A 21,194-nucleotide genomic window follows, 5' to 3' on the forward strand; every position below is an offset into this window, starting at 1 on the left:
GTAATGTATATATCAAGCAAATGTAGTAACCAGATAGCATAAAAGATTTATTACAAGCCATTTTTGCGGGTAGAATTTGCCACAATTTTCTCTATATTGATTACCAACATTATTTTGAAGCCATATAACTCATTGATTTTCTAATTCATCCAATACGTTTTCTTTTGCCACATTTAAATATTGAACCATTGACCAAACCGTTAAAATAACTGCGACATAAAGTAAAATGATTGCTAAAATTTCCATGTAAATATTGTAACGCCACAATAAACCACCTAGCGCAAGCATTTGAGAGGTGGTTTTGACTTTGCCTAGCCAAGAAACCGCGACTTTATTACGTTCACCTAATTCCGCCATCCATTCACGCAGGGCAGAAATAATAATTTCGCGAGAAATCATAATAATTGCCGGAATTGTGATCCAAAATGTGTGTTGATTTTCCACAATGAGGACAAGTGCAGCAACGACCATGACTTTATCTGCTACCGGATCTAAAAATGCACCAAAACGGGTGGTTTGTTTCCATTTACGTGCGAGATAGCCATCGAGCCAGTCGGTGACTCCCGCAATAAAGAAAATAAGAGTCGTAATAAATGGAGCGGATTCAATAGGTAAATAAAACGTGATCACAAAAAAAGGGATCAGAATGACACGAAAAATTGTCAGGAAAATAGGAATATTAAATCTCATAGAAAATTAACCGCACTTTGGTTATAGATAGAGCTATTCTAAAGGATCTCTAAATATAAAAAAAGCCACATAATGCGGCTTTATTATAAAGGTTTAGAGAAGATTACAATTTGTCGGCATTTTGTTTTAAATATTTAGCCACACCCTCAGGGCTGTCTTTCATGCCTTCTTTACCTTTTTCCCATTGTGCAGGACAAACATCGCCATGTTCTTCGTGAAATTGTAGGGCATCAACCATACGTAACATTTCGTCAATATTACGACCTAACGGAAGGTCATTAACGATTTGGTGGCGAACAATCCCGTTTTTGTCAATTAAGAATGAAGCACGTAATGCCACACCTTCGGTCGGATGTTCAATGCCGTATGATTGGGCGATTTCATGTTTAACGTCTGCCGCTAATGCATATTTTACCGGGCCGATACCGCCATTTTCAGTCGGTGTGTTGCGCCATGCATTGTGGGTAAATTGAGAGTCAATTGATACACCCACAACTTCAACGCCACGTTTTTTGAATTCTTCATAACGGTGATCGAATGCAATTAATTCGGAAGGACACACGAAAGTGAAATCTAACGGATAGAAGAAAATTACCGCTGCTTTTCCTTCAATATGTTTTTTGAAGTTAAAATTATCAACAATTTCACCATTGCCTAAAACTGCAGATGAAGTAAAATCTGGTGCTTGGCGAGTTACTAATACCATAGTCATTATCCCTCTTAATAAAAGTTAATAAAAATTTTGCTGATGCAAAAGTGAGTCCCCCATTCTAGAAGATTTGACTGCACTTTTACAGCTGTTTTTATTTTCATTAATTAATATTGGCTAAGTAAGGTGAAATTTATGGCAAAAAATCATTCATTATCAACGACACTGGTTCATGGCGGACGCAATAAACGTTTTACCCAAGGTGCAGTGAATCCGGTGATTCAACGGGCATCTTCACTTGTTTTTGACACGATAGCGGATAAAAAACACTGCACCAAAAATCGTTATAAAGGTGAATTATTTTATGGTCGTCGAGGTACGCTCACGCATTTTGCGCTGCAAGATTTAATGTGTGAAATGGAAGGCGGAGCAGGCTGTTATCTTTATCCTTGCGGTGCGGCTGCAGTGACGAATGCTATTTTGTCTTTTGTGAAAAGCGGTGATCATATTTTGATGAGCGGTGCCGCCTATGAGCCGACACAGGATTTCTGCAATATTATTTTGAAAAAGATGGAGATCGATACCACTTATTATGATCCTTTAATTGGTGATAGTATTACCCAACTCATTCAACCGAATACCAAAGTTCTTTTTTTAGAATCACCGAGTTCTATCACAATGGAAGTACCGGATATTCCGGCTATTGTAAAGGCGGCCCGTGCGGTAAATCCGGAAATTGTGATTATGATTGATAACACTTGGAGTGGCGGTATACTGTTCAAAGCCTTAGAATATGATATTGATATTTCTATTCAAGCCGGCACCAAATATTTGGTGGGACATTCTGATGTGATGATTGGAACTGCCGTAGCAAATGACCGCACTTGGGATCAATTACGTGAACACTCTTACTTAATGGGGCAAATGGTGGATGCGGATTCGGCTTATACTACGGCACGGGGTATTCGTACCTTGGCGGTACGGTTAAAACAACACCATGAAAGTAGTATTAAAGTGGCGAAATGGCTAAGTGAGCAGCCACAAGTGAAAGCCGTATATCATCCGGCTTTGCCAAGTTGTCCGGGGCATGAAGTTTTCCTACGAGATTTTAGCGGTGCAAGCGGATTATTTTCTTTTGAACTAAATCAACGTTTAACGGATGAACAAGTCACCCAATTTATGGACCATTTCAAACTATTCACTATGGCATATTCATGGGGGGGCTTTGAATCCTTAATTTTATGTAATCAACCGGAAGAAATTGCCAGAATTCGCCCGAATATTAAACGAAAACTAATAGGCTCATTAATCCGTGTGCATATCGGTTTTGAAGAGGTTGATGAGCTTATCGCTGATTTAAAGGCGGGATTTGAACGAATTGCTTGATGCCTTTTCTCATGATTCAGAGGGCTTAATCGGATAAGCCCTTGTTTACTCATTCTTTGAGTTGATCTATCATATTTCCTGTTTTTAATATAGAAAGAGAGCATAATGAAGCATATTCATATTTTAGGTATTTGCGGCACATTTATGGGTGGTGTAGCGATGATTGCTAAACAAATGGGATATAAAGTGACCGGCTCGGATACCAATGTTTATCCGCCTATGAGCACCTTTTTACAGGAACAGGGCATTGATATTATTCCTAACTATGATGTCGATCAACTTCAACCGACACCAGATATGGTGATTATTGGAAATGCACTAAAACGTGGCAATCCTTGTGTGGAATATGTGTTAGAAAATAGCTTACCCTATACTTCCGGTCCACAATGGTTACACGATAATTTATTGAGAAATCGTTGGGTTTTAGCAGTTTCCGGTACACACGGTAAAACCACCACAACCGGTATGCTGACTTGGATCTTAGAACAAAATGGTTTGAAACCGGGTTTTTTAATTGGTGGCATTGCCGGTAATTTTGGGACTTCCGCCCGTTTAGGGGAAAGCCATTTCTTCGTTATTGAAGCTGATGAATATGATACGGCGTTTTTTGATAAACGTTCTAAGTTTGTTCATTACAACCCTAAAACCTTAATTATTAATAACATCAGTTTTGATCATGCGGATATTTTTGATGATCTGAAAGCGATTCAACGCCAGTTCCATCATATGATTCGCACTATTCCGGCAAGCGGGCGCGTCCTTTCTTTTATCAATGAACAAAGTGCAAAAGAGACTTTAGCCATGGGTTGTTGGTCTGAACAACAATTTATCGGGGAAGATAAAGAATGGTTTGCAGAACGTATCACAACGGATGCGTCCCATTTCGCTGTATTCCATAATGGCGAAAAAGTGGCTGAAGTAAAATGGAATGTGGTCGGTGTACATAATATGCATAATGCATTAATGGCAATTGCAGCCGCTTATCATGTAGGTGTACCTGTGGAAACAGCCTGTGAAGCCTTGGGTTCTTTTGTTAATGCAAAACGCCGTTTGGAAATAAAAGGTGAAGTGAATGGTGTCACCGTTTATGATGATTTTGCCCATCATCCCGAAGCGATTTTAGCTACCTTAACGGCGTTGCGTGATAAAGTCGGCGGTGGTGTTCGGATTCTTGCCGTATTGGAGCCTCGTTCAAATACGATGAAAATGGGAGTACATAAAGATGAAATCGCACCTGCATTAGGGAGAGCTGATGTGGTCTTTATGTTACAGCCGGATAATATCCCTTGGGAAGTGGCTGAAATTGCTGCACAATGTGTGCAACCGGCATATTGGACGGCAAATCTTGATAAATTAGTGGATATGATCGTGGCAGAAGCACAACCTACGGATCATATTTTGGTAATGTCAAATGGGAGCTTTGGCGGTATTCATCAAAAGATTTTAGATAAACTAAAATAATTTTTTGATTAAAGTGCGGTTAGAAAATGATGTGTTTTTTAACCGCACTTTTGTTTTATTATCTGATTAAAAAGGAGGAAAAATGGCTGATCCACATATTCAATCCCCAATGGATGTTTGGGATAACATCACGGTAATTATTTATCGAACAGGGTTTGTTGTCGCAGCTTTTGGCGTTTTACTCTTGACTTGGTTTCCAAATACAGCAGAAATTGCAATTTTAATTTCTGCGACCTGTTGTGCTTCATCTTTGCATATTTATCTCAAACATTTTCGTTTAACATTTCAATTTGCCACTTGGATTGGCTTAGTTTGCTTTATTTTAGGTTGGCATGAACTGGCATTAGGCGGAGCATTGGTCACCCTAGGTGGGCTTTGCTTTAAAGAATATTTTTGTTTTCGTGTGCCATTATTAAATTTACAGCCTATTTTTGTGGCGATACTCTGGTTTGTCTGGGTATTTGAAGGTGGAATATTAACTCGTGTTTTATCAATTATTGTTGGTGTATTGTTGTTATTGCTTGCTGTTCAAAAATGGCGAATGCCATTGCATTTTGATATTGGCGATAAAACAAAATATCAGGTTTAAAATAGGGTATTATGTAGCAAATGCACAAAAACAGAAATTTCAACGATATGTAGGGATACATTGCGTGTGTCCGTTATAAAACCTAAAATTCGGACACACGCAATGTGTCCCTACAATCTAACTAAAAAACAGATTTATGCATTGCTACAAAATAAAAAGAGCGGTTAATTTTACCGCTCTTTTTTACATATTATTAGTGTAGATAAGTCACTACAACTAAGAAAACTTTTAATAATGACGCATTAATTAAATCAATAAAGAATGCTCCCACCATTGGTACGATTAAGAAGGCTTTGTGGGATGCACCGAAACGACTTGTGACGGCTTGCATATTCGCTACCGCAGTAGGTGTTGCGCCTAAACCAAAACCACAGTGTCCTGCACTAAGTACGATTGCATCATAATCTTTACCCATGGCACGATAAGTCACGTAAATTGCGAAGAGTGCCATAAAAGCAACTTGAACCGCTAGGATAATTAATACATCTGTTGCAAGACCTGCTAATTCCCAAAGTTTTAATGACATTAATGCAATAGCTAAGAAAATGGATAAGCCTACGCTGCCCAATACATCAATGGCGGAATCTGCCACACGGAATTTGAAAATATGTGCTAACACATTACGAATAATAACACCGGTAAATAAACACCAAACGAAGGTTGGTAGTTGTAACGCTGTACCTTTTGTAATGCTATCCAGATATTGACCGATCAATAAACAGAAAGACATCATTGCAATGGTTTCAATGATCGAACGTGCATTGACTTTACGTTGATAAGTTGGATGTTCAAAGGCTTCTTGGACATCATCAACATCATCATTTTCCGGATTTTCCCCTTGTTTTTGACGATTTAATAAGAAACGTGCCACCGGACCACCGATAATACCGCCAAATACTAAACCGAATGTAGCACAAGCCATAGCGATTTCTGTTGCCGCCGGTAAGTTAAATTTTTTGATAAAGGTTTCAGCCCAAGCCACGCCGGTACCATGACCACCGGTTAAGGTGACAGATCCTGCTAATAAACCATAGGCGGGATCGATCCCTAAAATCTGAGCACCGACAATGCCGATCACGTTTTGGAAGAAAATTAATGCCGCTGCAATAAACAGAAAAATAATGAGTGGTTTACCGCCCTTAATTAAACGGGCAAAGTTTGCACTTAAACCGATTGATGAGAAAAAAACTAACATCATTGTGGTTTGTAAGCTTTTTTCAAAGGTAAATGAAGTACCATCTACTTTGTACCAAATTGATAGTGCGATAGCGATAATAAAACCGCCGACAACCGGCTCTGGAATGTTAAAGTTTTTAAGTACGCTAATGCGTTTTACTAAAAAATAGCCTAATAATAAAACAAGGCTGGCGAGTGCAAGTGTTTGATAAGTATCAAATACAATATTCACGAAATATCCTCCTATAAGCTGGTTTCAGAAAATTTATATGTTATGTTCAGGTTCGACAACCACAATATCCACATTACTGTGTAAGCCACGGGGGAGTTGCGATCCTTTTCTGCCTCGTTCTGTGCGGAACTTTTGCAGATCTTCTGGCTTTAATATCATTTTTCGTTTGCCGGAGTGGAACTCTAGAGCGGCTTGATCTGAAATGAGCAATAACTTCACTAATAATTCGCTACGATCTTTTGCATGAGTCGCGGAAATACTCACGATTTTATTGCCTTTACCTTTTGATAATACCGGTAAATCTTGTACCGGGAAAATTAACATTCTGCCGGCTGAAGTCAAGGCAACAAGAAGTGCGGTTGAATCCGACAGAATTTTTGGCGCCAACACTTTGGCATTTTCCGGTAAAGAAATCAAGGCTTTTCCTGCTTTGTTACGTGCAATTAAGTCTTCAAATTTACAAATGAAGCCATAGCCCGCATCAGATGACATCAATAATTCCTGTTGATCCGGTTCCATGATGACATGCTCAATAGTGGCACCGACAGGCAGTGTTAATTTACCTGTGAGTGGTTCGCCCTGTGAACGAGCCGAAGGCAGGGTGAGCGGATCAACAGCATAGCTGCGTCCTGTGCTATCAATAAATACGGCTGCTTGATTGCTCTTACCATAAGCATGCGCGCGATACTGATCGCCAGCTTTATAACTTAATGCTTTCGGATCAATATCATGCCCTTTCGCACAACGTACCCAGCCCATTTCCGATAAAATGACAGTAACCGGTTCTGCCGGCATCATCTCGCTTTCTGAAATGGCTTTTGCTTCTTCACGTTCGACTAATTGCGACATCCGAGGACTGGCGTATTTCTTAGCATCTTCTTGGATTTCTTTTTTGATGAGTGTATTTAGACGGCGTTCAGAGCCTAAAATCATTTCTAAATTTGACCGCTCTTTTTCTAACTCATCTTGTTCTGCACGGAGTTGGTGTTCTTCCAGTTTTGCTAAATGGCGCAAGCGTAAGTTTAAAATTGCATCGGCTTGTTCATCGCTTAAATTGAAACGTGCCATGAGTTCCGTTTTAGGCTCGTCTTCATGACGAATAATTTCAATCACCTCATCAATATTCAAAAAGGCGATCATTAACCCTGCCAAAATATGTAGGCGAGAAAGCACTTTATCTAAACGATATTGCAAACGGCGTGTAACGGTCGTGCGGCGGAAATGCAGCCACTCATTAAGAATTTGTAATAAGCCTTTTACTGCCGGTTTATGATCAAGCCCGATCATATTCATATTCACCCGATAGCTTTTTTCCAGATCGGTGGTGGCGAATAAATGCGCCATAAGGGCGTCGATATCCACACGATTGGAACGAGGCACGATGACAATACGAATCGGGTTTTCGTGGTCGGCTTCATCACGAATATCTTCTACCATCGGCAATTTTTTCGCTGTCATTTGATCGGCAATTTGCGCAATGATTTTAGAGGGGGAAGACTGATGGGGGAGGGCGGAAATAATGATTTCACCATCTTCTTTTCTCCAGGTAGCACGCATTTTGATCGAACCGCGACCTTGTTCGTAAATTTTACGAATTTCTGCTTTGGGTGAAATAATTTCCGCTTCTGTTGGGAAATCAGGTCCTTGCACAATATTTAACAGATCATCAAGGCCGGCTTTAGGATGATCGAGTAAATGAACGGCGGCATCGGCAATTTCATTTATATTATGAGGAGGAATATCCGTTGCCATTCCCACCGCAATCCCCGTAGTGCCGTTAAGCAAAATATGCGGTAAACGTGCAGGCAAATATTGCGGTTCTTCTAACGTACCGTCAAAGTTCGGTTGATAATCTACCGTGCCTTGTCCGAGTTCGGAAAGTAAAATTTCAGAAATTTTGGAAAGGCGTGATTCCGTGTAACGCATTGCCGCAAAAGATTTAGGATCATCAGGCGCACCCCAGTTACCTTGACCGTCCACCAACGGATAACGATAAGAAAAGGGTTGGGCCATTAACACCATCGCTTCATAGCAAGCGGAATCGCCGTGCGGATGGAATTTACCCAATACATCACCCACAGTACGGGCGGATTTTTTGTATTTTGCCGTCGCGTTTAAGCCAAGTTCCGACATGGCATAGACAATACGGCGTTGAACGGGTTTTAACCCGTCACCGATAAAAGGTAACGCACGATCCATAATGACGTACATGGAATAATTGAGATAGGCACTTTCGGTAAAAGTGCGGAGCGGCATTTGTTCGATGCCTTCGTAGTTGATATTTGTGCTCATATAATTTTTTTCGGTTTATAAAATTCTTCTTCGTGATTAATCGGGGTTAAATGCTATCGATTTTTTTCGGCGACTCTCCATATTTATTCTCGTCCGGTTCGCCTTCTTGAAATAGCAGTTTTAAGATTAAGAAAATCTCGTAAAGTAATAAAGGCAAAAGAATGTAATGCCAATAATCTCCCTGAAATGTAATGCTTGTACCGGAATAGATCTGTATCACAAGCAGGATAAAGCTAATTAAAATCAGAAATACGGGAAACAGTAAATAGAAAATCCAATATTTTGATTTATTTAAATCTTGCAATCTTCTTCCTGTGACGGAAAACAATGGAATCAGACTGATAATAAGATAAGCAGTAGCAAGCGTATGTAATGAAAAAATAGATTCCTGAATGAAGTAACCTTTTTCTATCCTTGTTGAATTAAAATTTATATGTAGCAAGTCTGAATAAGAATAAACAAACTCTTTAATCAACATTTCAATACTTTGTAATCCTGCGGCAGTGATAAATGTCACTAGCAGAAAAGAACCAAGCTCCAAACGTCTCGCTCTGCCTTGATAGTTAAATTTTTTTTGCCAACAAATTAAAAAGTAAGAGATGATAGTATCCATAACACTTTCTTCTTAGGTTTCCTAAAAAATTATTAAAAATTTGACCGCACTTTATTGATTCTTTTCGATTATTTCTTGGTCGCACCACTTTCCATATCTGCGTGGTAGTGCTGTGTCATCTCTTTGTGGCTATCGATTTCATAAGGAACGGGTTGTGGTTTTTGGGGATTAGGATCATTTTTAATTGGTTCATCTTTTAATTTGCCGGAATAAATTGACGGATTTTTTTCTCCCGTCACGATAATTTGCCCCATTGTTCCTTTGTTAGCAGCACGAAACATAGAATGATCCATAAACACATAAGTGCCGGACACATCAATTTGGGTTTCGACAATGGTTGCACCGCCCGATGGAATGAGTGTGGTTTGAACATTGTGGTTGATTAATGTACCACCTTCCACATATACGTTATCAAACACCGCACCGATTAAATGGAATGATGAAATCAAGTTAGGGCCGGCATTGCCGATAAATAAACGAATTTTTTCACCGGTTTTGGCTTTGAGAGCCTTTTCCCCCATCATTGCACCGACTTTTCCATTGAACAGCACATAATCGGGGCGTTCATCAATGGCTTTACTCATGCTAAAGGGTTGCAGACCGGATTCACCAAATCGTCCTTTCGTATAAAATTCACTTTGCATAATATAGAATTCACGATCTACTTTTGGTAATCCTTCTTTTGGTTCAACTAAAATCAAGCCGTACATACCCTTAGCAAGATGAACAGCAACCGGCTGACTACCGCAATGGTATAAATAAATGCCCGAACGCAATGCTTTAAACTGAAACGTGCCGGTTCTAGTTGGTGTGGTTTCACTGGCGATAGCGCCTCCCATCGGTACGGCTGCCGCATGAAAATCAATACTATGCGACATCATTGAACTGGCTGAGTTGGAAAGCTGTACTTCCACTATATCCCCTTCCCGTACCCGAACAAACGGCGCCGGCACGTTGCCATTGAACGTCCAAAATTTATATTGGACGCCATCCATTAATTCCATAATTTTTTCAAGTGCGGTCAGTTTCACCACCACTTTTGCCGGATAATTACGCTCAATCGGTTTTGGTACTTCCGGTGCCAAGGTGATTTCAGCCTCTATTTCCGGCAGGGTTTGTAGCGGCGATATTGGGGAATTTTTGTCTTCTGTTGCTTGCGCAGACGGCATTTGTATTAAACCAGCACCCAGTGTGAGCGTAGCGATACTCAATGTACTGTTTTTAAGGAAATCACGGCGTTGTTCGTTCATTTTTTACCTGCCTTGTGTCAATTACACCGCTAAATCCACTTGATCACCCTTGGTTTGTAGCCAATTTTTTCGATCTTCGGAACGTTTTTTGGCTAAAAGCATATCCATTAATTCAAGCGTTTCTGTACCTTGTTCGTCATTGGATTGATAGGTTAATTGCACCAAACGACGGGTATTTGGATCCATGGTGGTCTCCCGTAATTGAGAAGGATTCATTTCGCCTAACCCTTTAAAACGTTGCACGTTTGGTTTCCCTTTTTTGTTTTTTAGGCGATCTAAAATTGCCTCTTTTTCGCTTTCATCCAAGGCATAGAATACTTCTTTATTTAAATCAATCCGGTAAAGTGGCGGCATTGCCACGTAAACATGTCCGTTTTGTACCAGTTTTGGAAAATGGCGTAAAAATAAAGCACAAAGTAAGGTGGCAATATGTAAGCCGTCCGAGTCCGCATCAGCGAGGATACAGACTTTGCCGTAGCGTAATTGGGAGAGATCATCGCTATCCGGATCGATTCCTAGTGCTACCGCAATATCATGGATTTCTGTCGAGCCTAAAACTTGCTCCGGTGAAACTTCCCAAGTATTCAAAATTTTTCCACGTAGCGGCAAAATTGCCTGATATTCACGATCTCGGGCTTGTTTTGCGGAACCGCCTGCAGAATCGCCTTCCACTAAAAAAAGCTCGGTTTTTTCCAGATCTTGAGATCCACAATCCGCTAATTTACCCGGTAATGCAGGGCCGCTAACGAGTTTTTTCCGCACTACTTTTTTGGCGGCACGCAAACGACGTTGAGCAGAGCTGATCGCCATTTCTGCAAGTTTTTCTGCATCTTGTACATTTTGGTTAAGCCATAAACTGAAGGAATCTTTTAAAACACCGCTGACAAAGACCGCACTTTGGCGTGATGATAGACGCTCTTTGGTTTGACCGGCAAATTGGGCATCTTGCATTTTTAAGGAAAGGATATAAGCACAACGATCCCAAATATCATCAGCGGTGAGTTTGACGCCGCGAGGGAGTAAATTGCGGAATTCGCAGAATTCCCGTATTGCATCCAGTAAGCCTTGACGCAAACCATTGACATGTGTGCCACCTTGAATCGTGGGAATTAAATTGACATAGCTTTCGCCGATTAACTCGCCACCTTCGGGTAGCCACAATAATGCCCAACTTACGGCTTCGTTTGAGCCTTTAAATTCACCGACAAAGGGTTTTTCAGGCAAGGTTTCTTCACCATTAACGGCTTCAATGAGATAGTCGGATAAGCCGTCTTCATACAACCATACATCTTGCGTATTGTTGACTTTATCAATAAATTTAATTTCAAGTCCGGAGCAGAGCACAGCTTTGGCGCGCAATAAATGGCGCAGGCGGCTAACGGAAAATTTTGCACTGTCGAAATATTTCGGATTGGGTTTGAAATGAACGGTAGTACCGGTAGTTCGTCTGCCGCAAGTACCGATCACCTCAAGTTCTTCTACTTTTACGCCGTTTTCAAAGGCGATTTTATATACTTCGCCATTGCGTTTTACTTGAATATCGACCCGTTCGGAAAGGGCATTCACCACAGAAATCCCCACACCGTGTAAGCCACCGGCAAATTCATAATTTTTACTGGAAAATTTACCGCCCGCATGGAGTTTAGTTAAGATTACTTCTACACCGGAAACGCCTTCTGTGGGATGAATATCCACCGGCATTCCCCGACCATTATCAATGACTTCAAGAGATTGATCGGCGTGTAAAATCACTTCAATCTTGCTGGCAAACCCGGCAAGCGCCTCGTCCACACTGTTATCAATTACCTCTTGTGCAAGGTGGTTTGGGCGGGTGGTGTCCGTGTACATACCGGGGCGAATTTGCACCGGTTCAAGATCTTTTAAAACCGTAATTTCTTGGGCTGAATACTGAGTTGTCATTTTTAGGTTATTCGTTTAATAGAAAAAATTGCGAGAGAGTGTATCAAAAAGTGCGGTCATTTTCGACCGCACTTTTTAGTTATATAAACTTGGATCAGTTTCATTCGGGCGTGTTTTAAAACGGCGATGTAGCCACATATATTGTTCCACACCTTTCAGAATTTCTTTTTCTACCAAGCGATTCATGCGTGTAGCAATGCTTGTTTCATCCTCTAAATCCGTGAAATCCACCGGTGGTGAAATGCTTACCGTATAGCCGGAACCGTCTCGATTGCGAAGTGGTGCAAAGGGGATGATTTTGCTTTTCGGAGAGGATTTTAATAAATAGTAGCTGCCGATGGTAGTACAAGCATCGGGTACGGCAAAAAACGGCACAAATACTGCATTTTTTCGTCCATAATCATGATCGGGTGCATACCAAATGGTTTCGCCATAGCGTAAAGCTTTAATCATGCCGCGAAGATCTTTACGATCCAACATATCTTTATTAGAACGCAAGCGCCCTTGAGTTTGTAGCCAGTCCATTACCGGATTATCGTTCGGGCGATATACCCCGATTCCGGGGTGATGTAAACCTACGATACGGGCGCCGAGCTCTAGTGTGAGGAAATGTACTCCCACAAAAATAATGCCGTCCTGTTGATGATCTTTTAGATGATGTAGCCCCTCAATTTTCGACCACTTTTTTATGCGGGCATCAGACCAAAACCATGCCATACCGGTTTCAATAATTGCCATACCGACGGCACGCAAATTTTCTTGTAATAGGGTTTCCCGCTCATTTTCCGGCATATCGGGAAAGCAAAGTTCAAGATTGCGGCGTGTAATAGCGGCACGGCGTTTGCCGATTTTTAATCGGGAAAAAAACCAACCTAAGCCGTTACCAATGTGGCGTAAAATCGGGTAGGGGAGGAGTAAAATGGCACGCCAAAGGGCAAGTCCAAGCCAGAATCCCCAATATTTAGGCGTAAGAAAAGTACGTTGAAACGTAGGGAGTTTGTTATTTTTCATTATCATTCTCCGTCAAATTGCGCAGTAGTTTAACGCAAAAATGACTTGTGGTAAAATCACGCCAATTTTTTTAGTCGGGTTTAAGAGAAAACAAAATGGCTCAATATTCAGCAGAATTTAAACAAGCAAAAGTCTTGGTATTAGGCGATGTAATGCTTGATCGTTATTGGTTTGGTGCAACTAACCGAATTTCACCTGAGGCACCGGTGCCGGTAGTGCGAGTGCAAGAAAATGAAGAGCGTGCCGGTGGTGCGGCGAATGTGGCAATGAATATTGCTTCACTGAATGTACCGGTTCAGTTGATGGGATTAATTGGGCAGGATGAGACCGGCGCGGCGTTATCTGATTTGCTGAAAGATCAACATATTGATTGTAATTTTGTGGCATTAAGCAGCCATCCGACGATTACCAAATTGCGTATTTTATCCCGTCATCAGCAGCTTTTACGCCTTGATTTTGAAGAAGATTTTAATAATGTAGATTGTCAGGATTTACTTTCTAAACTGGAAAGTGCGGTCAAAAATTACGGTGCTTTAGTGCTTTCCGATTATGGCAAAGGTACGTTAAAAGAAGTGCAAAAAATGATTCAGATTGCACGTAAAGCTAATGTGCCAGTACTCATTGATCCAAAAGGCACGGATTTTGAACGCTATCGTGGCGCGACCTTGCTCACCCCAAATATGGCTGAATTTGAAGCGGTGGTAGGCAAATGCAACACGGAAGAAGCGATCATTGAAAAAGGTTTGAAATTAATTTCTGACATAGAATTGACCGCACTTTTGGTCACCCGATCTGAAAAAGGGATGACCTTGCTTCGTCCAAATCAAGAACCTTATCATTTGCCAACAGTGGCGAAAGAAGTTTTTGATGTGACGGGCGCAGGTGATACGGTAATTAGCGTGTTGGCGACAGCACTGGCAGATGGGCGTTCTTTTGAAGAAGCCTGTTATTTAGCGAATGTTGCAGCAGGCATTGTTGTGGGCAAATTGGGGACTTCAACGGTTTCTAACGTAGAACTTGAAAATGCGATTCACGCTCGGCCGGAAAGCGGTTTTGGTATTATGACAGAAACACAGCTCAAGGAAGTGGTCGCACAAGCGAAAGCCCGTGGTGAAAAGATTGTAATGACAAATGGCTGTTTTGATATTTTACACCCGGGACACGTGTCTTATCTTGAAAATGCCCGTAAATTAGGCGATCGTTTAGTTGTTGCATTGAATAGTGATGAATCTGTCAAACGCTTGAAAGGAGAAAGTCGTCCAATTAATAATCTTGATACCCGTATGGCGGTATTGGCGGGATTATCGTCGGTAGATTGGCTTGTTCCTTTTACGGAAGATACGCCGCAACGCTTGATTGGTGAAATCTTGCCTGATTTACTCGTAAAAGGCGGGGATTATAAGCCGGAAGAGATTGCCGGCAGCCAAGAAGTTTGGGCAAATGGTGGGGACGTGAAAGTGCTAAATTTTGAAAACGGTTGTTCCACCACAAATGTGATTGAGAAAATCAAATCGTTAAAAGATTGATAGCAGAAAGGTTGGGAAATCCCAACCTTTATTTAGTTCATCATAGTATTTATATACTTTTAGGAAAATAGCATCTATTACTTGATTTTGTTTTATTCTACTTATAGAATGCGTTTTTCTTGTCATCGCTGGGTTAGAGATCGGCGAATGATGTATCAACAACACTGCCTTTTAGGAGTAAAAAATGTCTCTAAGTACTGAAAAAAAAGCAGCAATCGTTGCTGAATTTGGTCGTGATGCGAAAGATACCGGTTCTTCCGAAGTTCAAATCGCATTATTAACTGCACAAATCAACCATTTACAAGCTCACTTTGCAGAGCATAAAAAAGACCACCATGGTCGTCGTGGTTTATTACGTATGGTTTCCCGTCGTCGTAAACTTTTAGACTACTTAAAACGTACTGATCTTGCTTTATATCAAAGCACGATTGCTCGTTTAGGTTTACGTCGCTAATTTTTATTACGATATTAAACAGAAAAGCCCTCGATTTTCGAGGGTTTTTTACATTTGTCCTATGATAGAAAAAATTGACCGCACTTTTGATTATCGTCGCAACAATGGGACTTAGTGCCGGGGGGGCAGGGTTAAAGCAAAACTTTCGTCCAGTAATTCAAACAATAATGCTTCATCAATTTCTGAAAGATGGAGGCTGAGCCAATGTTCTTTATTCATATGATAAGCAGGATAAACGCCTTTTATCATTCGAAGCGATCCGATTTCTTCGGGATTGGCTTTTACGTTAATAATTGAAATTTTTCCTTCTTTCAACATCCCTATTTTACCGGCGTCCACAACCATCAAAACAGCAAACCATTTGTGATTACGTTGATGACGAAATACTGCATAATTAGGAAATTTTGCCCATGGATATTCTGCTTGAGTGTGATAGCGTTGTTTGATTTCGGCAGATAGCGTGGAAATATTCATTTTGTTTTGTCTGCAAAATTGTTTTTTGATCAATAATCCGCCCCTTAAAGTTAGTGAGCTTTTCCAACTTGGGGCAGATTAAAGTGCGGTTAATTTGTCTTATATTTTAACGATTAATAATCTTCAGGATTATAGCCATGATAGGCGAGTGTTAAAATGACTTCCATATCCGCTACTAATGGTAAGCGAGGGTTAGCCGGGGAACATTGGTCTTCAAAAGCGAGCAAGGCCACATCACGGCGGGCATCCATCCACGCTTTTTCATCCAAGCCTTGCGCTTTGAAGGACATTTTTATGCCACAGCGTTCCGCTAAATCATAGCAGGCTTGAGCAAAGGATTTAACACCCTCTTCCGGTGTGGCGCAAGGTAAACCGAGCATACGGGCGATTTCTTGGTATTTCACATCTGCTTTGTAGTAGTTGTATTTTGGCCAAGTTGCGGTTTTTTCCGGACGAGTACCGTTATAACGAATAACGTGCGGCATTAAAATGGCATTGGTACGCCCGTGTGGCGTGTGGAAACGACCACCGATTTTGTGCGCCAAAGAGTGGTTCATTCCCAAGAAGGCGTTAGCAAATGCCATACCTGCCATGGTGGAAGCATTGTGCATTTTTTCCTGTGCTTCCGGATCTTTTTCTTTTACGGAACGCTCTAAGTTTTCAAAGACCAATTTGATTGCTTGTAATGCCAAACCATCGGTAAAATCGTTGGCAAGCACGGAAACATAGGCTTCGGTAGCGTGGGTGAGGACGTCTAAACCGGTATCCGCCGCGACGTGAGCCGGAACGGTCATCACCAGTGCTGGATCCACAATCGCCACGGTCGGCGTTAAGGAATAGTCGGCAATCGGATATTTTTTATCACCTTCAGTGATCACTGCAAACGGTGTCACTTCAGAACCGGTGCCGGAAGTGGTTGGGATACCGATAAAGCGGGCTTTACGCCCTAATTGTGGGAATTTGAACGCACGTTTGCGAATATCCATAAATTTTTGCACAAGATCACGGAAATCTACTTCAGGTTGCTCATAGAATAACCACATTACTTTTGCTGCATCCATTGCTGAACCACCGCCAAGGGCAATAATGGTGTCCGGTTGATAGCTACGTAATAATTCAGTACCGCGGCGTACGGTTTCAATAGAGGGATCCGGTTCCACATCCGCAAAGAGTTGGTAGGTGACGTGGTTGCCACGTGCGGTAATTTGTTCGGCAATTTTTTCCACAAAGCCAAGATCGACCATTGTACGGTCAGTAACGATCACGACACGCTCCATCCCCTTCATTGACTGTAAGTATTGAATTGAATCCCGTTCAAAGTAAATTTTTGAAGGCACTTTAAACCATTGCATATTATTTCTCCGTCTTCCTACGCGTTTTATGTTAATTAAATTGACCGCACTTACGTTGTTGCCCACGGAATTTTTTCCGTAAGAACCGCAACCGAGGGTTAACGAAGGAAGGAAAGAGTTATACACATCACCGATACCACCGAAAGTGGAAGGAGAATTCCAAATAACACGAATGGCTTTGACACGTTCACCAAATTCTTTAGCAAGTTCCGCATTGTTAGTATGGATTGCCGCAGAGTGACCCAAGCCATGAAATTCCACCATTTGCTCCGCTTTATTTAAGCCATCTTCCGTTGAGGTGGCTTTCACTAAGGCAAGTACAGGTGATAATTTTTCACGGGTAAGAGCTTCTTTTTCGCCCACTTCTTTACATTCGGCCAATAAAATATTGGTGCGTGGCGGCACTTTAAAGCCCGCTTGTTCCGCAATCCAAGTGGCAGGTTTACCCACAACATTGGCATTAAGTTTTGCACCGGAACAATTTTTACTGTCTGCTTTCACGCCAAACATCAATTCTTCCAGCATTGCTTTTTCTTTTTTGTTCACCAAATAGACACCGTAAGATTGCATTTCTTTCACAAAATCAGCGTAAATTTTTTCATCGACAATGGCTGCTTGTTCGGAAGCACAGACCATCCCGTTATCAAAGGATTTTGACATCACAATATCGTGAACGGCTTGTTTTAAGTTGGCGGATTTTTCCACATAAGCCGGGACATTACCTGCTCCAACACCAAGTGCCGGTTTTCCGCAAGAATAGGCTGCTTCCACCATGGCATTACCGCCTGTGGCTAAAATGGTCGCAATGCCGGGATGTTTCATTAGGGCAGAGGTACCTTCTATGGACGGATGTTCGATCCATTGGATACAATCTTTTGGTGCACCGGCTGCTACGGCTGCTTCATAGACAATACGTGCAGCGTGAGCAGAAGACTGTTGAGCAGACGGGTGGAATGCAAACACGATAGGGTTGCGGGTTTTTAAGGCAATTAATGATTTGAAAATAGCGGTTGATGTTGGGTTAGTGGTTGGAGTTATCCCACAAATCACACCGACCGGATCCGCAATTTCCGTGATACCCGTTACGTCATCTTCGCTAATCACGCCAACGGTTTTTAAGTTGCGCATATTGTTCACCACATACTCACAGGCAAACAGGTTTTTGGTGGCTTTATCCTCAAATACACCACGACCGGTTTCTTCGTAGGCGTGCATTGCCAGTACACCGTGCTGATCGAGGGCGGCAACGGAGGCTTTTGCCACAATATAATTGATCTGTTCTTGATCAAGTTGGCGGAATGCTTCAAGTGCAACTAAGCCTTTTTCTACCAAGGCATTGACTTCTGCTTGAGCTGGGCTGATGGCATTTTCAACTGCATTACTCATTGTTTTCTCCTAAAGTTTTTTAAATTATTACTAGGAATGATTATACGTTGTGGCTTTTGTGATCTCGATCACATTTGTGGACTATTTGATGAAAACCTGATCATGATCAACTTACCCAAAAGAGGTATGAAATTTTGAGTCTTCGTTATTTATCTCTTCATTCAATTTATTCGTAATAACCGAGTTTCGTTTTTACTTTTTTAAGGAAATTTTATGTCAGTAAAAGGTAATTCTACGAATTTTGGTCTGTTAGGGTTGTAGAGCCGCAAAGTAGCTGAGATAAATTAACGTCATACTGCTGTACGGCGTGAAGAATGAAAACTGTGCGTTTGCGACATAATACCGAAAAAATAAAAGTGCGGTTAAAATTAACCGCACTTTTGCTATTCGGGTTTGGCTTCTTCAATTGGGATCTTATCCAACACATCCCATAAACTACCACGAGGAGGGGATGGATTTGTGGGTGGAGGCGTGCTTGAAGATGAGCAGAAATTTTGTCCTTTATTCGCCCACACAGGAATAGTACGATTGCTACCACAATCCCAGCTACCATATTGCGTAATGCCAACCCATTTTATTGAGGCAGGCTTTTGCAGTTTTAATTTTTCAATGTAAACACGATTGAGATAGTCTTTATAAATTTGTAGTGCACCGGATGCACCGGTCAGTTTAGTTTCACCGTTATCATCACGCCCGAGCCAAATGGTACTCACATTTCGTCCGTCAATACCGACAAACCATGTATCACGTGCGTCATTTGTGGTACCGGTTTTTCCGGCTAAATGAAGATTCGCATAGTCATTTTGTAAACTGCGCGCAGTGCCTCGTTCCACGGTTTGTTGCATCGCAAATAAGGTTTGGAAGGCCGCTTCTTGGGAGACGACTTGTTCAGCCTCTTTTTTATGCTGATAAATTAGATTACCTTGGCGATCTGAAATGCTATCCACGGTGGTTAAATCAATTCTTCCACCTTGGTTGGCGATGGTTTGATAGAGTTTCGTCACATCGTAAGGGGAAATAGCGTAAGAACCAAGTAACATTGCCGGCACTTTAGGGATTGCCACATTATCCCAACCCATCGCTTTTTGTGTATCAATCACCTTATTTAAACCCACTTTCATACCAATATTAACAGTCGGAATATTTAAAGAACGGGCAAGGGCGTCCATCAGCATGACCGAACCGCTATATTTACGATCATAGTTACGCGGCTGCCAAGGTGGGCTACCTTTTACGTTAATAGTAATCGGTTGATTATTAATCGGCGTGTTGAGACGGAATTGCTCAGGATAAGAAAGTGCGGTCAAATAAATAGAAGGTTTGACCAATGATCCTATTTGACGTTTCGACATTAATGCCCGATTGAAACCGGCATATTGGGTTTGTAATCCACCGACAACGGAGCGAATTTCACCGGTACGATAATCTGCCACAATCATTGCCCCTTCCAAATAAGGATTCTTCGTTGTTACTTGTAATTTAGAAACCGTATTGACTACGGCGTTTTCCGATTGTTCTTGCTGTTTGAGATCCATCGTTGAGAAAATACGTGCACCGAGTAGGCTAGCGCTTTTATGTTCACCCACTAAACGGCGTAAATCTGCTCTTAGTGTTTGAATAAAGGCAGGATATTTACGTGAAATTTGCCCCTTAGTCTGCACGCCAAGAGGGCGGTTGCTAAGTAATTCGTAAAGTTCATCACCGATCATTTGATGATCGAGCATTAGTTTTAACACGACATTACGGCGTTTAAGGGCATTTTGAGGATTTCGCCACGGATTAAAGAGAGAAGGGCCTTTTACCATCCCTACGAGTAAAGCAATCTGATCGAGACTGATTTCACGAACCGAACGGCCGAAATAAAACTGACTGGCAAGTTCAAAACCATGAATTTGCGTATCGCCGTTTTGCCCAAGATAAATTTCATTAAGATAGGTCTCAAGGATACGATTTTTATCGTAACGCCAATCTAAAATCAGTGCCATGATCGCTTCGTTAGCTTTACGGGCAAGGGTGCGTTCGCTAGATAAAAAAAGATTTTTAACTAATTGTTGGGTTAATGTGCTACCGCCTTGTACTGTTTGACCGGCACGAATATTGGTGATCAATGCGCGCATAATCCCAATGGGATTAATGCCGTGATGGTCATAAAAACGGCGATCTTCCGTTAAGATGAGCGCATCAATTAGTAAACGAGGATAATTTTGCAGAGAAATGGCAAGACGATCTTCGTTGTCTGATTCCAACATTGCGATAAGTTTTGGCGCAAGACGAAATTCATCAATAGCTTGAACAGTGACAAGATCTTCAATTCGACTTAATTTATTGTCTGTAAAACGCAAGCGTAATACTCGCTGCGGTTCCGGTTTATCGGGGAAAGGGAAGGCACGGCGTAAAACAACTATCGTATTATCTTCCAATTTGAAATCGCCGGGAGCGGCAACCATCGTGGTCTGGCGATATTCATTATCCAATAAAATTTGAACGACCTCATCAAAACTGAGGTCATCGGAAATTTTGACGTTTTCAATTCGGCTATATACTTCAGCGGGTAAACGCCAAATTTGCCCGTCCATTTTGGCTCGAATTTGCCAATCTAAATAGCCGCCATAAAAAGCCGTGAGCACAGCTGTTGTGAATCCGGCTTTGAATAGAAATATTTTGCAAGTATGACGCTTGCTTGGTTTCGATTCTTGGCTTTTTTCTTGTTTGTTGTTTTCTGCGGTCATTGTG

General features: G+C 41.5%; 16 protein-coding genes. 5 read left to right on the plus strand and 11 right to left on the minus strand.

The window, feature by feature from the left end; all coding sequences use genetic code 11:
• Positions 1-129 precede the first annotated feature (129 nt).
• Positions 130-690 carry a CDP-diacylglycerol--glycerol-3-phosphate 3-phosphatidyltransferase gene (pgsA, locus tag BKK47_RS10660; RefSeq protein ID WP_077494813.1) on the minus strand — a complete coding sequence of 187 codons (561 nt, stop codon included), beginning with the start codon at positions 688-690 and terminating at the stop codon, positions 130-132.
• Between the two features lie 103 nt (positions 691-793).
• Positions 794-1,396 (minus strand): peroxiredoxin C, encoded by a 603-nt coding sequence (locus BKK47_RS10665; RefSeq protein ID WP_077494831.1) that lies wholly within the window; start codon positions 1,394-1,396, stop codon positions 794-796.
• Between the two features lie 138 nt (positions 1,397-1,534).
• Between BKK47_RS10665 and metC the strand changes: the two genes are divergently transcribed.
• The 3 genes from metC to BKK47_RS10680 all read left to right on the plus strand — a co-directional run bounded on the left by metC (position 1,535) and on the right by BKK47_RS10680 (position 4,775).
• Entirely contained in the window at positions 1,535-2,725 is a 1,191-nt protein-coding gene (gene metC / locus BKK47_RS10670) for a cystathionine beta-lyase (protein WP_077494814.1), read from the plus strand.
• Between the two features lie 105 nt (positions 2,726-2,830).
• Positions 2,831-4,186, plus strand: a complete 1,356-nt coding sequence (gene mpl, locus BKK47_RS10675) for a UDP-N-acetylmuramate:L-alanyl-gamma-D-glutamyl-meso-diaminopimelate ligase (protein ID WP_077494815.1) — start codon at positions 2,831-2,833, stop codon at positions 4,184-4,186.
• A gap of 82 nt (positions 4,187-4,268) precedes the next feature.
• The gene (locus BKK47_RS10680) at positions 4,269-4,775 is read left to right on the plus strand and encodes a DUF2301 domain-containing membrane protein (RefSeq protein WP_077494816.1); all 507 of its coding nucleotides are present in this window, start codon (positions 4,269-4,271) and stop codon (positions 4,773-4,775) included.
• A 193-nt stretch (positions 4,776-4,968) separates the two neighbouring features.
• Here the strand turns inward: BKK47_RS10680 and gltS are convergent, their stop codons facing one another.
• The 6 genes from gltS to BKK47_RS10710 all read right to left on the minus strand — a co-directional run bounded on the left by gltS (position 4,969) and on the right by BKK47_RS10710 (position 13,269).
• Positions 4,969-6,183, minus strand: coding sequence for a sodium/glutamate symporter (gltS, locus tag BKK47_RS10685; protein WP_077494817.1), 1,215 nt, complete (start codon positions 6,181-6,183; stop codon positions 4,969-4,971).
• A 33-nt stretch (positions 6,184-6,216) separates the two neighbouring features.
• Positions 6,217-8,475 carry a DNA topoisomerase IV subunit A gene (parC, locus tag BKK47_RS10690; protein ID WP_077494818.1) on the minus strand — a complete coding sequence of 753 codons (2,259 nt, stop codon included), beginning with the start codon at positions 8,473-8,475 and terminating at the stop codon, positions 6,217-6,219.
• Positions 8,476-8,521: 46 nt separating this feature from the next.
• The gene (locus BKK47_RS10695; RefSeq protein WP_077494819.1) at positions 8,522-9,088 is read right to left on the minus strand and encodes a DUF805 domain-containing protein; all 567 of its coding nucleotides are present in this window, start codon (positions 9,086-9,088) and stop codon (positions 8,522-8,524) included.
• Positions 9,089-9,156: 68 nt separating this feature from the next.
• Positions 9,157-10,338 (minus strand): copper-containing nitrite reductase, encoded by a 1,182-nt coding sequence (nirK, locus tag BKK47_RS10700; RefSeq protein ID WP_077494820.1) that lies wholly within the window; start codon positions 10,336-10,338, stop codon positions 9,157-9,159.
• 21 nt (positions 10,339-10,359) lie between these two features.
• A complete protein-coding gene (parE, locus tag BKK47_RS10705) occupies positions 10,360-12,258 on the minus strand; it encodes a DNA topoisomerase IV subunit B (RefSeq protein ID WP_077494821.1) in 1,899 nt (632 codons plus the stop codon).
• Between the two features lie 75 nt (positions 12,259-12,333).
• Complete coding sequence (locus BKK47_RS10710; RefSeq protein WP_077494822.1) at positions 12,334-13,269, minus strand: Kdo(2)-lipid IV(A) acyltransferase; 936 nt, start codon at positions 13,267-13,269, stop codon at positions 12,334-12,336.
• A 95-nt stretch (positions 13,270-13,364) separates the two neighbouring features.
• Between BKK47_RS10710 and hldE the strand changes: the two genes are divergently transcribed.
• Together hldE and rpsO are read left to right on the plus strand one after the other, a co-directional pair.
• On the plus strand, positions 13,365-14,795 hold the full coding sequence (gene hldE / locus BKK47_RS10715; protein ID WP_077494823.1) for a bifunctional D-glycero-beta-D-manno-heptose-7-phosphate kinase/D-glycero-beta-D-manno-heptose 1-phosphate adenylyltransferase HldE: 1,431 nt from the start codon (positions 13,365-13,367) through the stop codon (positions 14,793-14,795).
• Between the two features lie 184 nt (positions 14,796-14,979).
• Positions 14,980-15,249: a 30S ribosomal protein S15 gene (gene rpsO / locus BKK47_RS10720; protein ID WP_005628925.1), complete on the plus strand. Its 270-nt coding sequence runs from the start codon at positions 14,980-14,982 to the stop codon at positions 15,247-15,249.
• A 111-nt stretch (positions 15,250-15,360) separates the two neighbouring features.
• Here rpsO and BKK47_RS10725 read toward each other — a convergent pair whose 3' ends face one another.
• The 3 genes from BKK47_RS10725 to mrcB all read right to left on the minus strand — a co-directional run bounded on the left by BKK47_RS10725 (position 15,361) and on the right by mrcB (position 21,190).
• Positions 15,361-15,723 (minus strand): MmcQ/YjbR family DNA-binding protein, encoded by a 363-nt coding sequence (locus BKK47_RS10725; RefSeq protein ID WP_077494832.1) that lies wholly within the window; start codon positions 15,721-15,723, stop codon positions 15,361-15,363.
• Between the two features lie 113 nt (positions 15,724-15,836).
• A complete protein-coding gene (adhE, locus tag BKK47_RS10730) occupies positions 15,837-18,461 on the minus strand; it encodes a bifunctional acetaldehyde-CoA/alcohol dehydrogenase (RefSeq protein ID WP_077494824.1) in 2,625 nt (874 codons plus the stop codon).
• Between the two features lie 383 nt (positions 18,462-18,844).
• Positions 18,845-21,190, minus strand: coding sequence for a penicillin-binding protein 1B (gene mrcB / locus BKK47_RS10735; protein ID WP_077494825.1), 2,346 nt, complete (start codon positions 21,188-21,190; stop codon positions 18,845-18,847).
• Positions 21,191-21,194 lie beyond the last annotated feature (4 nt).

The sequence above is a fragment of the Rodentibacter mrazii genome, from assembly GCF_001998825.1.
GTDB lineage: Bacteria > Pseudomonadota > Gammaproteobacteria > Enterobacterales > Pasteurellaceae > Rodentibacter > Rodentibacter mrazii.